11 protein-coding genes and 1 pseudogene are annotated in these 15,722 nt (G+C 70.4%); 8 read left to right on the top strand and 4 right to left on the bottom strand.

From position 1 onward, the window contains the following. Positions 1 to 37 precede the first annotated feature (37 nt). Positions 38 to 1,885: an amino acid ABC transporter ATP-binding/permease protein gene (locus tag BQ8008_RS07465; protein WP_108833462.1), complete on the bottom strand. Its 1,848-nt coding sequence runs from the start codon at positions 1,883 to 1,885 to the stop codon at positions 38 to 40. After that, the gene (locus BQ8008_RS07460) at positions 1,882 to 3,699 is read right to left on the bottom strand and encodes an ATP-binding cassette domain-containing protein (protein ID WP_108833461.1); all 1,818 of its coding nucleotides are present in this window, start codon (positions 3,697 to 3,699) and stop codon (positions 1,882 to 1,884) included. Before BQ8008_RS07460 ends, BQ8008_RS07465 begins: the two co-directional genes overlap by 4 nt. Positions 3,700 to 3,953: 254 nt before the next feature. Between BQ8008_RS07460 and BQ8008_RS07455 the strand changes: the two genes are divergently transcribed. The 5 genes and pseudogenes from BQ8008_RS07455 to BQ8008_RS07435 all read left to right on the top strand — a co-directional run bounded on the left by BQ8008_RS07455 (position 3,954) and on the right by BQ8008_RS07435 (position 8,965). Next, positions 3,954 to 4,940 (top strand): malate dehydrogenase, encoded by a 987-nt coding sequence (locus BQ8008_RS07455; protein ID WP_108833460.1) that lies wholly within the window; start codon positions 3,954 to 3,956, stop codon positions 4,938 to 4,940. A gap of 380 nt (positions 4,941 to 5,320) precedes the next feature. Further along, positions 5,321 to 6,640, top strand: a pseudogene (locus BQ8008_RS07450) (ABC transporter substrate-binding protein). Between the two features lie 137 nt (positions 6,641 to 6,777). Continuing rightward, the gene (locus BQ8008_RS07445; protein WP_108833459.1) at positions 6,778 to 7,707 is read left to right on the top strand and encodes a carbohydrate ABC transporter permease; all 930 of its coding nucleotides are present in this window, start codon (positions 6,778 to 6,780) and stop codon (positions 7,705 to 7,707) included. A gap of 6 nt (positions 7,708 to 7,713) precedes the next feature. Continuing rightward, a complete protein-coding gene (locus BQ8008_RS07440; RefSeq protein WP_108834779.1) occupies positions 7,714 to 8,568 on the top strand; it encodes a carbohydrate ABC transporter permease in 855 nt (284 codons plus the stop codon). A gap of 106 nt (positions 8,569 to 8,674) precedes the next feature. Continuing rightward, positions 8,675 to 8,965, top strand: coding sequence for a hypothetical protein (locus tag BQ8008_RS07435; RefSeq protein WP_108833458.1), 291 nt, complete (start codon positions 8,675 to 8,677; stop codon positions 8,963 to 8,965). A gap of 45 nt (positions 8,966 to 9,010) precedes the next feature. Here BQ8008_RS07435 and BQ8008_RS07430 read toward each other — a convergent pair whose 3' ends face one another. Both BQ8008_RS07430 and BQ8008_RS07425 read right to left on the bottom strand, forming a co-directional pair. Continuing rightward, complete coding sequence (locus BQ8008_RS07430) at positions 9,011 to 9,508, bottom strand: hypothetical protein (RefSeq protein ID WP_108833457.1); 498 nt, start codon at positions 9,506 to 9,508, stop codon at positions 9,011 to 9,013. 9 nt (positions 9,509 to 9,517) lie between these two features. Beyond that, entirely contained in the window at positions 9,518 to 11,191 is a 1,674-nt protein-coding gene (locus BQ8008_RS07425; protein WP_108833456.1) for a DivIVA domain-containing protein, read from the bottom strand. Between the two features lie 465 nt (positions 11,192 to 11,656). Here BQ8008_RS07425 and BQ8008_RS07420 point away from each other — a divergent pair, with 465 nt between their 5' ends. The 3 genes from BQ8008_RS07420 (at position 11,657) to BQ8008_RS07410 (ending at position 15,698) form a co-directional block, all read left to right on the top strand. Next, positions 11,657 to 13,534: a hypothetical protein gene (locus BQ8008_RS07420; RefSeq protein ID WP_108833455.1), complete on the top strand. Its 1,878-nt coding sequence runs from the start codon at positions 11,657 to 11,659 to the stop codon at positions 13,532 to 13,534. Continuing rightward, positions 13,531 to 14,577 (top strand): Tat pathway signal protein, encoded by a 1,047-nt coding sequence (locus BQ8008_RS07415; protein ID WP_108833454.1) that lies wholly within the window; start codon positions 13,531 to 13,533, stop codon positions 14,575 to 14,577. The genes BQ8008_RS07420 and BQ8008_RS07415 overlap by 4 nt, the downstream gene beginning before the upstream one ends. Positions 14,578 to 14,753: 176 nt before the next feature. Then, the gene (locus BQ8008_RS07410) at positions 14,754 to 15,698 is read left to right on the top strand and encodes a tetratricopeptide repeat protein (protein ID WP_108833453.1); all 945 of its coding nucleotides are present in this window, start codon (positions 14,754 to 14,756) and stop codon (positions 15,696 to 15,698) included. The last annotated feature ends 24 nt before the right edge of the window (positions 15,699 to 15,722 follow it).

Genomic DNA, 15,722 nt, shown 5'->3' with positions numbered 1-15,722 from the left:
AGACTCTGAGCGCCCCCTCGGTGTCTGACTGCATCCGTCAGCGTCCGCGGGCGGTGAGTGTGCGCAGCGGTCCTGGAGCGGCCAGCAATTTGGCCGGTGGGCCCGCCTGCACCACCGTGCCCGCATCCATGACGACGACGTGGTCGGCCTGCTCGGACCACTGCAGCCGGTGGGTGATCTCGATGATCGTCGCCTGCGGCAGATAGGTGCGCACCCCGATCCGCACCTGCTCATCCAGCTCGGGATCCAGGTGGGAGGTGAACTCATCGAGGATGAGTACGCCGGGGCGGGCGAGCAGGGCTCGCGCCAGGGCCAGACGCTGCCGCTGGCCCCCGGACAGGGACTGGCCGCGCTCACCCACGAGAGTGTCGTAGCCGTCCTCCAGGGCCTCAATGTCCTTATCGATGCAGGCGGCTCGGCAGACCCGGCGAACCTGGGCGTCACTGGCCGACGGCGCTGCCAGGCGCACGTTCTCGGCGATCGTGGCTCGCATGAGGTGGATCCTCTGGTCCACCATGCCGACCTCCTGGTAGAGGCTGATCGCCTGCAGGTCGGCCACGTCCTGTCCGTCGATGAGGATGCGGCCCGACTCCGGCTCATCGAAGCGCACGGCCAGCTGGGCCAGCGTCGACTTGCCGGAGCCCGAGGCCCCCACGATGCAGGTCCACTTGCCGGCCCGGGCTCTCAGGCTCACGCCGCGCACGGCCTGCGTGGCGGTGCTGGGGTAGGAGTAGGTGACGTCCTGCCACAGGACCTCGTGGGAGATCCCGGCGGTCAGTTCCTGATCGCCGTCGCGCACCTCAACCGGGGCGGTGGCGATCTCCCAGACCCTCTCAGCCGAGGCGAAGGAGGCGTTGAGCGCCCCCGAGAGCTCCTCGACGCCGCGCACGGTCTCGCTCATCCGCAGCACGGCCGCGGCTGCGGCCGCTAGCAGGGGCACGCCCGCTCCGGATCCGGTGGTGGGCAGCATCGCCCCCACCATGACGACGGCGATCGGCGCGGTCAGGCCCGCCAGCTGGTTGATGCCCCGGCGCACGGAGGCCCACTGGCCGGTGGGACGGGAGGCGCCGACGAGCTCGGCGTCGATCCTGGCCATCTCATCGAGACGCTCCTGGCTGCGCCCGTACCCGACGACCTCGCTCATGCCCTGGACGGTGTCGGTGACGTGCTGGGTGAGGTCCGCCCGTGCCGCCGAGCTGGACCGGGAGGCCTCCAAGGAGGCGGTGAAGCCCAGGCGGGGCACGATGAGCAGCTGGAGCACCACGAAGGGGAGCGCCGTCATCGCCACCAGCCAGGACACCTTGAGACCGATGACCGCGAGCACCACGATCGGGGTGATGGCGGCCGAGACCGCCGGGGCGAAGGTGTGGGCGAAAAAGACCTCGATGCGGTCGACGTCCTTGGTGGCGCGAGACAGCAGGTCGCCCGAGCGCGACGTCGCACTGACCCGCGGCGAGCGGGGGATGAGAGAGCGGAAGATCTGCCCGCGCAGCAGCTCGAGCGCCTTGAAGGCCACCAGGTGGCCGAGGAACTGCTCGGCGTATCGCAGAGCCGCCTTGAGCAGCGACAACCCCGCCATGACGGCCAGTACCGTCCAGACGGCGGGCATCGGCGCGCCGATCATCATCGCCAGCCCCATCGAGGCCACGGCATAGGCCCCCAGGGAGAACAGGGCGATGCCGCTGAGCATGTCAGTGACGCGGCACAGCGTGGAGCCCAGCAGCGGCGACAGGACTGGGCGGGTGACGTGAAGCAGCCAGCGCACCAGCACCGCGCGCGACGGCCGCTCCCGCACCGGGGCGCTGTCGTACTCGCCCGCTCCGGCCCCACCGGCTCCGCCGACGACGCGAGTTCTGTGTGACGGTGAGCGTCTGGTTCGGATCATGACCGCACCTCCCCGTCCTGCGCAGCGGCCGCCTCATTGGCGGCGGCGTCGTCCTCGGCGTCGCCGGTACCGGAGGCCGCGTCGTTGGCGGCCGGAGCCTTGGCCGGACCCACCTCGTGAAGTCCTCGGGCCTCGACCCTGACGGTCCGGTCCGTTGCGGTCAGCGCCCCCGCACGGTGCGAGATGGTGACGACGGTGCGCCCCTGGGCCAACTGGTCGATGGACTCGACGATGGCCGCCTCGCTGGCCAGGTCCACCTGGCTGGTGGGCTCGTCCAGCAGCAGCACGGGGCGGTCGGCCAGGAACGCGCGCGCCAGGGACAGGCGCTGGGCCTGCCCGCCCGACAGCCCCAGCCCGCCCTCACCGACCTGCGTCTCCAGTCCCTCGGGCATGAGGGCCACCTCCTTGTCCAGACGGGCCACCTCCAGGGCATGCCACATCTGCGACGGCGTCGCATAGGGCTGGGCCAGGCGCAGGTTGTCCGCAATCGTGCCGGTGAACAGCCACGTCGTCTGCGCCACCAGAGCGGAGGCCGCCCGCACCTCGTCCTGGGTGGCAGCGGTCAGCTCGGCCCCCTCCACGCGCAGCGAGCCGGCGCGGGGCAGCAGGTTGCCGGCGAGCATCGCCATGAGCGTCGACTTGCCCGCACCGGAGGGACCCACGACCGCCAGGTGCTCACCGCGGCGCACGGCCAGGCTCACTCCCTCCAGCACCGGTTCGTCGCCCCAGGTGGCCTCGACGTCGTCGAGCACGACGGCGGCCCGTGTGGCTGGACCTGTCGAGGTGCTCGCCCGGGGCCTGGGTCGCGGTGCGGACCGGGGCAGGGGCCGAGCCAGGATCCGGCGGATGGCGCGCTGGTTGGCCATGCCACCCATGCCTACATAGAAGAAGGCGCCCACGTGGTCCAGCGGCTCCAGGAGCACGAAGGAGGTCAGCATGATCGCCAGGGCGTCGCCGACGTCGATCGCGCCGGCCGACAGGCGCGCCAGGGCCAGGCCCGCGGCCACGGTGATGAGGAACAGGGAGAAGAGACCGTCAGTGAGCAGGATGACGAGCTGGTTGCCCGCCAGCAGGCCCATGACCGCGCGCCGGTTCGTCTCCCCCTCCAGACGCAGGCGGGCGCTGGTGCGCTCCGCGGCCCGGGCCAGCGTGAGGGTTCGCAGTCCCTGGATGGCGTCGAGGTACTCGGCGGCCAGACGCATGCGCGCGCGCCGCGAGTTCGACGACGAGGCCCGCAGCCGCGAGTGGGCGAAGGCGATGAAGGCCGGCACCACGACGATGGCGATGGCCAGCACCAGGGCGGGGACGACATCGACGGCCGCGGCCAGCTCAATGAGCACCAGCAGGGGCGCGGCCGCAGCGGCCAGGGTCGGGGCCAGGAAGGTCTGCCGGTAGAGGGCGACGCGCTCGGTGCCGTCGGTCAGCAGAGAAGCGGTGGCGCCACTGCGCACGTCGGCGGCGCGCGCGGGGCCCAGCCCGAGCATGTGGGCCAGCGTGAGCCGGCGCAGGTGCGCCTCCTCACTGAGCGCGCTGGAGCGGGCGACCTGCTGGGCGAGCAGCTGACAGGCGGCGCTCAGGACCGCAGCGGCCAGTGCCTGGGCCAGCAGACCGATCCTGGGTGAGGAGGCCAGCAGGGCTCCCAGGGCGCGTCCGGTGGAGATGAGGCACCAGCCCGATCCCAGGGCGCCCAGCAGGGTGAGTCCGAAGGAGATGGCGCCCGAGCGGCGCCCGGCAGGTGAGGAGACCCGGGGCGGGGGCGTGGATCCGCGACGCAGAGGCGCCGGGAGGGGAAAACGGGATCGGCGTGAGCTCATCACGGTCCTGGATACGAGAAACGGGCTGGGGGAGGACCCCAGGGTATCGACCGAGGCTGGGTACTGTCAGGACCGGGATGGATCACGCTAAGATCACCGCGGATCGGCATGATCTCCACCAAGGACGGCCAGGGGAGTGGTGAGGGTCACGAAACGTGGTGGATCGGTGTGTTCACCTGCGCAGACGTCATAGCGTTGTCCTGCCGGGCTGCCGCCTGCGGCCCGCGACGACACACGTCTCGAAGGAGTCCTCGATGGCAAACGCTCCCGTCAATATCACCGTCACCGGTGCTGCTGGCAACATCGGCTACGCACTGCTCTTCCGTATCGCCTCCGGCGCTCTGCTCGGCCCGGACCAGCGCGTCAACCTCCGCCTGCTGGAGATCCCGCCGGCCGTCAAGGCTGCCGAGGGCACGGCCATGGAGCTGTTCGACTCGGCCTTCCCGACCCTGGGCAGCGTCGACATCTTCGACGACGCCAAGGCCGCCTTCGACGGCGCCAACATCGCCTTCCTCGTGGGATCGATGCCCCGCAAGGCCGGCATGGAGCGCGCCGACCTGCTCTCCGCCAACGGCGGCATCTTCGGCCCCCAGGGCGAGGCGCTCAACGCCGGCGCCGCCGACGACATCAAGGTGCTCGTCGTGGGCAACCCCGCCAACACCAACGCCCTCATCGCGGCCTCCCACGCCCCCGACATCCCCGGCTCGCGCTTCACGGCCATGACCCGCCTGGACCACAACCGCGCCCTGGCCCAGCTCGCCACCAAGGCCGGCTGCCACGTCACCGACATCGACAAGGTCACCGTCTGGGGCAACCACTCCTCCACCCAGTACCCCGACCTGACCCACGCCACCGTCAAGGGCGCCCCCGTCACCGACATCCTGGCCGACCGCGCCTGGGTCGAGGAGGACTTCATCCCGACCGTCGCCAAGCGCGGCGCCGCCATCATCGACGCCCGTGGCGCCTCATCGGCCGCATCGGCCGCCTCGGCCGCCATCGACCACGTGCACGACTGGGTGCTGGGCACCTCCGGGTCCTGGACCTCCTCCTCGGTCATGTCCGACGGCTCCTACGGCGTGCCCGAGGGCATCATCTCCTCCTTCCCCTGCACCTCGGAGAACGGGGAGTGGAAGATCGTCCAGGGCCTGGAGATCGACGACTTCTCCCGCGGCAGGATCGACGCCTCGGCGGCCGAGCTCGTCGATGAGAAGAACACCGTGGCCTCCATGGGGCTCATCTGAGCTCTTCACAACACCCGGCTCGGTACCTGGGGCCGGTCTGACACCGTGCTCGGGCCGCCCCGTCCGTGATCTGGTACGGACCACCCCCGGGTCGCCGTACCCGGCCGGCTCTCACACAGGTCCTCGCCGCCCCAGCCGGGCGGCGAGGACCTTTTTCCTGCCTGCGCATCCGGGCGTGCAGGTGAATCTCCGTCGTTACTGGTATAGACATATGCTGACTGACCAGAATAATGATTGTTACCGCAACATATGTTTGAGTTTCGCTCATTTTAGGTCTACTCTTCCGAGTCGAGACCAGATGACTTCCCGTCATCTCCGCTCACCTCCCGCGGCAACGGTGCCGTGGACATGAGACAACGTCGTTTCTAAGGAGCAGTCCCATGCGCCCCACCCACTACCTCTCCCGCCGTGCCGTGCTGGCGGGTCTGGGAACCACTGCAGTCGCCGCCACCCTGGCCGCCTGCGCCACCTCCGGCAGTTCCGACTCGACGTCTGGTGGAGCCGCCGGTGAAGGGGACGCCAGCCAGGTCGACGTCGTCACCTGGTGGTCGGCCGGCTCGGAGAAGCTTGGCCTGGACGCCCTGGTCAAGGTCTTCAACGAGCAGTTCCCCAAGACGAAGTTCGAGAACAAGGCCGTCTCCGGCGGTGCCGGCAGCCAGGCCAAGCAGAAGCTCGCCGCGGACCTGGCCGCCAAGAACCCGCCGGACACCTACCAGGCCCACGCCGGCGCCGAGATCAAGGACCACATCGAGGCCGGCTACCTGCTGGACGTCGCCAGCCTCTACGAGGAGTTCAAGCTCAACGAGGCCTTCCCCGCCACCCTCATGGAACGCCTCAAGGACTCCGACGGCAAGATCTACTCAGTGCCCTCCAACATCCACCGCGCCAACGTCGTGTGGGCCTCGGTGCCCGCCCTCAGGGCCGCCGGGCTCGACCCGACCAAGCCGGCCACCACCATCGACGCCTGGATCGCCGACATGGAGAAGGTCAAGGCCGCCGGCCTGACGCCCATCACCATGGGCATGGCCTGGACCCAGCTCGAGCTGCTCGAGACCATCCTCATCGCCGACCTGGGCGTGGACGCCTACAACGGGCTCTTCGACGGCAAGACCGACTGGGGCGGCGCCGAGGTCACCAAGGCGCTCGGACACTACAAGACGATCGTGGGATACACCGACTCCTCCCTCTACACCGAGGACTGGGAGCCCGCCATGAAGCCCATTATGGACGGCAAGGCCGCCTTCAACGTCATGGGCGACTGGGCCGTGGCCGGGTTCGACGCCGCCGGCAAGAAGGCCGGAGAGGATTACGTCTACTTCCCGGTCCCGGGCACCGACGGCGTCTTCGACTTCCTGGCCGACTCCTTCACCCTGCCCGACGGCGCCAAGCACCCCGGCGGAGCCAAGAACTGGCTCAACACGATCTCCTCCAAGGACGGCCAGATCGCCTTCAACACCGTCAAGGGCTCCATCCCCGCCCGCACGGACCTCACCGACTAGGAGAAGGGCAAGTTCTCCGAGTACCAGCGCTCGGCCATGGATTCCTTCGCCAAGGACACGATCGTCTCCTCCATCGCCCACGGCGCGGCCCTGCCGGCCAAGGCCACCAACGCGATGAACGATGCCCTGACCAAGTTCGCCCAGGGCGCCTCCGACGTCGCCGCGCTCCAGGCGGACCTCAAGGCCGCTGCCTCCTCCTGATCGGCCCTCCGGGGACGGGAACGGACCGCGCGTCCGCCCCGGTTCGTTCCCGCCCCCGGGCCGCTCGCCCACCGGATGACCGGTGGCCACGACCATTACGGGCCGATCCGCCCGCCACAACGCATCAGGAGAAACACGTGAGCACCAAGAGCGTCCCAGCGCGGCGCCGTCGGGCGAGCTGGAGGCAGTGGGGGCCCGGCCTCCTGCTCATCTCGCCCTCGATCCTCCTCGTCGGCGTCTTCGTCTACGGGATGATCGGAATCAACATCAACACCTCCCTGCTGGACATGCACACCGCCGGGCAGGTCTCCGGCCGCAAGGGGACCACCGTCGTCGGGCTGAGCAACTTCACGGCCCTGTTCGGCAGCCCGGACTTCAGGCACTCCTTCATCAACCTCATCCTGTTCACCATCACCTTCCTGGCCGGCACTCTCGTCGTCGGCTTCCTGTGGGCCTGGCTCCTGGACCGCCCCATCAAGGGCGAGGGGGTCTTCCGCTCCATCTTCCTGTTCCCCATGGCCGTGTCCTTCGTGGCCTCGGGCGTGGTGTGGCGGTGGCTGCTCAACTCCGCCCAGGGCGAGCAGGCCTCAGGGCTCAACCGGCTGTTCGAGATGACCGGTCTGAGGTTCCTGGAGAACTCATGGACCCAGAACACCACCTGGGGGATCCTCGCCATCGCGCTGCCGGCCGTGTGGCAGCTGGCCGGCTACGTCATGGCACTCTTCCTGGCCGGTTTCCGCGGCATCCCCGACGACCTGCGCGAGGCGGCCCGGGTCGACGGCGCCAGCGAGTGGCAGCTCTACAAGTCGATCATCTTCCCCCAGCTGACCCCGATCGCTCTGAGCGCCGTCATCATCATCGGGCACATGTCGCTGAAGTCCTTCGACCTCATCATGTCGATCACGGACCAGCGCACCTACTCCACCAAGGTCCCGGCCATCGACATGTTCAACTTCATGACCGACAACGACTACTCCAACGCCGCCGCCGTCGGCACGATCCTGCTGGTCCTGGTCGCCGTCGCCGTCATCCCCTACCTCATCCACGACGCCAAGGGCAGGAGGTGAGCGGTGATGGCACAGACTCGTCCGACCCGGGCTGCCAACCGTCCCGGCTGGGGGCAGACCGCGCGGTTCATCCTGCTGCTGGTCTCGGTGATCCTCGTCCTCATCCCGGTCTACGTCCTGCTGGTGACCTCCTTCAAGGGATCCGCCGACGCCGACCCCTCCCGTACCTGGTACCTGCCGGAGGTCTGGGTCACCAAGAACTGGTCCAACGCCTGGAACCAGCTCAGTGGCGGGCTCCTGCGCTCCCTGGCCCTGGTCATCCCCTCCTCGATCATCTCGGCGATGCTGGGCAGCGCCAACGGGTTCGTCCTGTCCAAGTGGCGCTTCCCCGGCGCCAACGTGGTCTTCACCCTCATCCTGTTCGGCATGTTCATCCCCTACCAGGCCGTCATGATCCCGCTCATGCGGCTGGTGACCAGCGCCGACCTGGGCTTCGGGATCCACACGCTCATCCTCATGCACGTGGTCTACGGCATCCCGATCACCACGCTCATCTTCCGCAACTACTACGAGACGATCCCGGGCGAGCTCGTCGAGGCCGCACGGGTGGACGGGGCCGGGATGCTGCGCACCTACGTCTCGGTGGTCCTGCCCATCTCGGTGCCGAGCTTCGTCGTCGTCCTCATCTGGCAGTTCACCTCCGCCTGGAACGACTTCCTGTTCGCCCTGTTCTTCGGCGGCGGGGCGCAGTCCGGGCCGGTGACGCTGGCGCTGAACAACCTGGCCCACGGATCGATCCTGGCCGACTACGGTGCCTCGATGTCCGGCGCCCTCATCGCCTCGGTGCCCACCCTGGCGGTCTACATCCTGCTGGGCAAGTACTTCGTCGGAGGACTCATGGCCGGATCGGTCAAGGGCTGAGACCGGCCCCAGCCATCGGCTCCGCAGAGGGCGGCCCCGCCCGCTGCCGCATCCGGCTCCCGTCCCCGGCTTTGGGGGCGGGAGCCGGATGTGATGAGATCGGGGTATGGCACGACGCAGATCCAAGCGCCCCTACGGGCAGGGGCACATCCCCCTGAGCATGGACCGCCTCGCCTCCGTGCCGCGCACCCAGACCGGGCCCGGCGGGGCCGACTTCACCGTGCGCTACCTGCGCGGTGGGGACAAGCCCTACACCTGCCCCGGCTGCCACCGCGTCATCCCCGCGGGCACCGCGCACGTGGTGGCCTGGACCAACGAGTCCCTCTTCGGGGCGGACCGGGGCCTGGAGGAGCGTCGCCACTGGCACACCTCCTGCTGGGAACGCCGCCTCTGGTAGCCGGGCCGGGAGGACAGCGAGAGGGCAGGGGCGACGCCAGGCGGGTCACACGAGTGGCTCGGGGGAGCGCTCCTCCCACCCCGGCAGCAGACGGTCCAGCGCGAAGCGCAGCGGCACGATGTCGCCGTCGCGCCCGCCCTCACCGATGGTCATCGGCACCGGCTGGTCCTGGGGCCTCACCCCGCGCAGACGCTGGGGCAGGCTCAGTGGCGTCGACAGGACATAGAAACGACCTTCAGTATCGATGCCGACGGTCTCGTCGGCTCTCAGGTACCAGCCGCGCAGCGGAGTGCGGGCACTGCCGCCGCAGTAGCCGCGCACCCGCAGCGGAACCGGTTCCAGGCCCTCATCGCGGGCGACTCCGAGGAAGAGGTCGACGATGCGGGCCGCCCGGGCGTGCTCGGCGTCCTGACGCGCCTGGAGCATGCGGGCCCGCTGCGCCGCGGCCCGACGACGCGACGCCGCCCAGTCGGAGTCCGCAGAATCAGAGCCAGCAGTGCTGGGTGACTCGTCCCCGAGCCGGGCGGCGCCGTCGGCTGTCACGAGCGTGTCTCAGCGGCGCCCCTTGCCCTGACGGGGGTGGCGGTTGCCGGCGTTGCCGGACCCGCCCGAGCCCCTGGCCGGGGCCGGGACGGTCTCGATGCGGCCGGCAGCGGCCTTCTGGTTGCTCTTCGGGGTCGGCTGCGCACCTGCGCGCTGACCACCACCCGAGGCCGTACCAGTCGCGTTGCCGGAGGGAGCAGGGGCCGAGGTGGCCGACGGCGCCGAGGTCGCCGAGGTCGCCGACGTGGCAGAGGCCGCACTGCCCGAGCCGGTGGCGTTGGCTGTGTTGGCACTGTTGGCGCTGCTGCCGCTGCTGCCGCTGCTGCCGCTGGTCGCCTGCTCAGCCGATGCGGCGGAGGACTGCTCCTGCGCCGGCTCCTGGGCCTCCTGGGGCAGGGCCGCGACGTGGTCGTTGAAGGTGGGGGCCTGAGGCAGCACGCCACCCAGGACACCGCGCATCTCCGTGAGGTAGGCCGAGACCGAGTCGCGCTGACGCTCGAGCTCCTGGAGCTGGCGGGCGGCCACCTGGGCGGTGACGTCGGCGTCGGCCCGGGCGTCGCTGATGATCTGCTCGGCCTCGACGCGGGCCTGCGCCAGGGTCTCCTCGGCCTGGGCGACGGCCTCCTCCTGACGCTTGCGGGCCTCGGCGTCGGTGCGGGAGCGGACCTCCTCGGCCCGGGACAGTGCCTCCTGCAGGCGCTCCTCGGCCTCCTGGGCCTGGACCTGGGCCTGCTCCTGCATCTCCCGGATGCGCTCGCGGGTGGCCTCGTGGGCGTCGGAGTCCTCCTGAGCGGCCTGCTCGTGCGCCGCGGCGATCTCCAGGGTGGCCTGCTGGCGCAGCTCGGTGGCCTCGGAACGGGCGGCGGCGGCCTCGTCGGTGGCCGAGCGGCGCAAGGTCTCGGACTCGTTGCGCGCGGAGGTGAGGATCTCCTCGGCCTCACGCTGCGCCTTGCCGACCGTCAGCTCGGCCTCCTGCTTGGCGGCCGAGAGGATCTCGTCAGCCTTCGCCGTGGAGGTCTTGTGCAGCTCGTCGGCCTCAGCGGCGGCGGCCTCACGGTTGGCGGTGGCGTCGCGCTCGGAGGTGATGGCGATCTCGGCCGCCTGCTTGCGCGCCTGGGACAGGACCAGTGCGGCCTCGCGTTCGGCGGAGGCCCTCATCTCGGTGACAGCCGCTTCGGAGTCGGCGGAGATCTGGGCCGCCTTGCGCGAGGCGGAGGAGACAAGCTCCTGGGCACGGGCCTCGGCGTTGGCCAAGGCGGTGGAGGCCTCCCCCTGGGAGCGGGAGCGCAGCTCGCTGGCCTCGCGGCGGGCGTCCGCCAGCAGGGTCGCCGCCTCCGAGGCGCTGCGCTCGGAGAGGTTCTTGGCGTTGGTCCGGGTACGGGTCAGCAGGGCGTCGGCCTCGGCGTTGGCCTTGGACAGGACGGATGCGCTCTGCTCCTCGGCGCTGCGCAGCAGCTGCTCGATCCGTGAGCCCAGGCCGGCGTAGGTCGGCTTGTCGGACTCCCGCAGCCGGCGCTGAGCGTCGGCCAGCTCGCCGGCCAGCGTCATGGCACGCTGGTCGAGGCTGGCGACCTCACGACGCGCGTCGGCCAGCTGGCGCGAGAGCTGCTCCAGCTTCCGATCGACCTGGGCGCGGTCGTAGCCGCGCATCGTGATGGCAAACTCGCTGTATTCCTCAGCCACGTCGGGTTCCTCCTCCTGGCGAGCCGGGGACGCTCGCCGCCAGCCCAAGCGTAACGATTGGGCGTGATCGGGACGGTGGTCACGAAAGAGTGACGATACGCACAATCTAGCAGGTGGGGGCCTGGACTCGAGCGGCTTGAAGGCGGTGGGCGGGGCTGTGCTCGGTGCTCGGCCGAGCGCGACCCGGGCCCGGTGCGCCGTTTCTCCGATCGTTCATCCGGTTCCCGTCCGACAACGGAGCGCGGCTTGGTCGGTGATGACAGTCGTTTCTGCCGGCAGGATCTCGGGAGAGATCACTTCGCTCAGCGCGTGCTCCGTTGTGATTTTGCGCCGAGGTCGGTGCGTTCGTGGGGTCCGTCATGCGATTCTGGTCCCTGTTGAGCGCCTGATGAGCGCTCGCAGCGATGGACGGCGCCCGTAGCCGACCGTCGGCAACCGTGTCCGCGAGCATAGGAGACCCGCGTCGTGAGTCGACGTATCTTGAGCGTGGTGGTGACCGTCCTTGGGCTGGTCCTCGTCACCCTGGCTGTCTGTTCGGCCACCATCTGGAAGCCCAGCTCCAAGGTCGAGGCGACGCTCGCCTCCGCTCCTTCTCAGCCCTACATCATCACTGCCCCCGGAGTCCTCAGCGGTACGGAGTCCGACATCTCCTTGACTGCGAAGTCCTCCGACGGCAAGGACGTCCACCTCTTCGTCGCACGCGCGGCCGACGCCGAGGCCTGGCTGAGCCCCGACGCCGACAACGCCCTTCCCTACACGACGGTCACCAGTATCGACGCCGATGCCGGCACCCTGGCCTCCAAGGACGAGACCCAGTACTGCCCCGCCCACTCGGCAACCCCGGCGGCCTCCGCCTCGGCCCAGGCCAGCACGACGCCGTCGGCCTCCGCCTCCGCCCAGGCCAGCGCGACGCCGTCGGCCTCCGGTTCCCAGTGCTCGCAGCGCAAGGCCAGCGCCGTGAGCGCCTCGGGATCCGACCTCTGGCTGGGGGAGAAGAGCGGTGGTTCCTCGGTCACCTTCAACACTGCCGACTCCGCCGACCGCGCGCTGCTGCCGCGCAAGAGCGTCGACGAGCAGATCGTCGTCATGGCGATGACCGACGGCAAGGCCCAGGCCCCCAACCTGACCGTGAGCTGGTCACGGCAGGTGGAGACTCCCTGGTACTTCTACGGCGGGCTGGTCCTGGGAGGCCTGTTCGTGCTGGCGGGTGTCTTCCTGTTCTTCCTCGATCTCCAGCTGCGCCGCGCCGGCGTCGAGCGGCGGACCCTCTCGGCCGAGCGCGCGGCCCGCATCGCCAACGCCGACGGCGTCTCCACGGAGGGCATTCCCCAGGTGGATGATCCCGACCGGCAGCTGACCCGGCGAGAGCTGAGGGACAAGGAGCGCGCCGAGGCCTCCGGTGAGGCCTGGACGGACCCGCGCACGGGCCGCGTCTACCTCGACGGCATCGAGGCCCCCGCCGTCCCCCAGGCGCCCGAGGCTCGTGGTGGCGATGGTCTCGGTGGTGGACTCGATGGCGGCTTCGGTCATGGTGCCGGTGGCGGTTTCGCCGGGCCGGAGGACCAGATGGCGGCGGGCGTGGCCCGAGGCTCGGCGGTCGTTCCCGGTCTGGACGAGGCATCCACCCAGCAGTACCGGGACGCCCGCGGGCTGGAGAGCCTCCAGGACGGCCAGGCGCTGGCGATCGCCTCGGATGACGCCGACGCGTCAGGTGCTCGCGGATACGCCGACGCGCCCGGAGGTGCTGAGGTTCCTCCCCGCACCGGCCATGTGAGCCACCACAGTCACGTGGCCCCGAGCGAGGGCCTTGCCCCTGGGCAGCGCGATGGGATCCGTGATGAGGCCGAGGACTACTCCCGCTTCGCCCCGCAGGAGTATCGCACCAGCCACATGGCCGGTGAGCCCGTCGCCGGACAGGCCTTCGAGGGCGATACCGCCGAGATCGAGAGGTTGGCGTCGTCGGCCCCGTCGTCGGTCCCGTCCCAGGACCCGAGTCTTCAGATACCCACCGACTTCGCGCAGCCGCAGGCGCAGTCCTGGCAGCCCGCCGACCAGCCGCAGCCGGATGCACGGACCCGGCCGGTTGCTGACCAGCCGGAGATGACCGCCGCGCCCGAGGGGCCCGGTACCCAGGCGGGGAGCACCGGCGAATCCTCCTCCCCGGCCGTCCTCACAGATCCCTCCACGACTCCTTCTACGACGTCGACCGTGTCGTGGCCCAGCTACTCCGGTGGCGTTGAGCTGCCTCCCGCGGCCGACCCCGCCGCCGTCCAGGCCGCTGACGCCGAGCCTCTCGGCGAGCCCGACCCCACCGCGGACCCCCACAACCAGGAGCACGCATGAAGTCCACCCGTCGAGCCTTCCTGAGCGCGGGCGGCGCCTCCGCCCTCGCCCTGACCCTGGCCGCCTGCTCGCGGTCTCAGTCCAAGAGCGCCGAGACGCAGGCCTCCGGCACCCCGATCGCCGAGCCCGTCCTCAACGACAAGCAGCTCTCCGACATCCTCCAGCGCATCCAGACCGGCCTGGAGACGGCGGACAAGGAGAAGAACGCGGACAAGCTCAAGGAGATCATGTCGGGTCCGGCGGCGCGGATCCGCGCCGCCGAGTACGCCACGGCCTCCGCCAGCGGGAACAACGATTTCATTCACCCCCTGACCACCACGATCCAGGGCGGGGGAGTGGGACAGACCGTCGGCTTCCCCCGCAACGCCGCCGCCGCCTCCGAGGGGGCCAACCCCTCGATCCTGTCCCTGGAGCAGAACTCCGCCCGTGACCAGTTCAAGCTGTGGGCCTGGGTGCAGGGATTCTCGGAGCAGAAGAACATCCCCGTCCTGACCAAGCAGACGGCCCAGCGCGCCAAGCAGGTGACCGCCGACTCCACCGGACTGGTCTCCACCCCTCAGGCGGTCCTCGCCGCCTACGTCGATGCGCTCAACAACCCCGAGGGGGACAACGGCAAGGCCTTCCCGGACGACCTGCTGCGGCAGAAGATCCAGGCCACCCGCGCCGTCGACCTCAAGGGCCTGGGAGAGGTCACCGTGACGGCGTCCCCCGGTTCGGACGGATTCCAGGGCCTGCAGGTGGAGGAGGGGGACGGCGGCGCGCTGGTCTTCACGACCCTGACCTACACGGTTGTCTACAAGCGTACGGTCGACGGCTCCGATCTCACCTTGCAGGGCGATGTCGCCGCCCTCATGGGCGGCAACCAGAAGATCGTCGGCACGGTCACCGCCACCTACGACTCCATGGTCGCCTTCGCCATCCCCAAGGAGGGGAGCAGCGAGAAGGCGGCGATCCTGGGAGCGGAGACCGCCCTGATGAAGGTGGACCGGAACGACTCCCAGACGCCGGCCCCCACGGCCGCTGCCTCGGCCAGACCGTCCTGAGACACGATGCTCCTCGGCCCGGCTCCGGTCACCACCCGGAGTCGGGCCGCCGGTGCGCCCAGGCGTCCGGCCAACGAGCGGTGCCTCCGGCGGGGCCGGCCCTGAAGGGCCCTGAAAGACACTGAAAGACTCCGACTACGAAGCAACCGGGCTGCAGCCCGAGGAAGGCAGCTGTCATGAGCATGTTCGGCGCCGTCGACCTGTCCACTCTCGCCCCCGCCACCAAGCCGGCCGGTCCTGCCGGCGGGGCCTCGGCCCCCACCGCTGGCGGCCCCGGAGCCGCTGGTGGCGGCCTGCCGGTGCCGCTCGTGGTCGACGTCGACGCCTCCAGCCTGCGTGACGTCGCGGAGGTCTCCACCCGGGTACCCGTGATCGTCATCCTGCACAGCCCGCGCAGCCAGGCCAGTGCCGATCTCGCCGCCCTCCTGGAGGGCCTTGCCACGAGTTACGCCGGCCGGTTCCAGCTGGCGCGCGTGGACGTCGACGCCGCCCCGGAGGTCGCCCAGGCACTCCAGGCGCAGGCCGTTCCCACGGTCGTGGCCCTCATCGCCGGACAGCCGGTGCCCATGTTCCAAGGCCCGGTCCCCGAGGAGCAGCTGCGCTCGGTCGTCGACCAGCTGCTGGAGGTGGCGGCCGCCAACGGCGTCAACGGCACCATTGCCCTCGACGCCGCGGCCGGTGCCGACTCGCAGACCGAGGAGCCGGAGGAGACCGAGGTCGAGCGCGCCGCCCGGGAGGCCATCGAGGCCGGTGACTTCGCCGCCGCCGAGGAGGTCTACACCCACGCCATCGCGCAGAACCCGGGCGACGACAACCTCAAGGTGGCCCGCAACCAGGTGCGCCTCATGGGCCGGCTGGACGGCCAGGACCCCCACGAGCTCATCGCCGCGGCCGACGCCGCCTCCGCCGACCTCGAGGCGGCACTGGCCGGGGCCGACGCAGCCCTGGCCCTCGGCGACGTCAACGCCGCCCTCGGCCGCGCCCTGGAGGCCGTGCGCACCCACCAGGGGGAGGAGCGCGAGACGGCCCGCCTGCGTCTGCTCGAGCTCTTCGAGGTCATCGGCTCCACCTCGCCGGAGGTCGCCCAGGCCCGCCGCCGCCTGGCCACCGTGCTCTACTGAGGAGCGGTTTGTCAGACACGAGCG

The sequence above is a fragment of the Actinomyces sp. Marseille-P3109 genome, from assembly GCF_900323545.1.
GTDB lineage: Bacteria > Actinomycetota > Actinomycetes > Actinomycetales > Actinomycetaceae > Actinomyces.
Note: the sequence above shows the minus strand (reverse complement) of the source record. Positions and strands in the feature narration are given on the sequence as shown.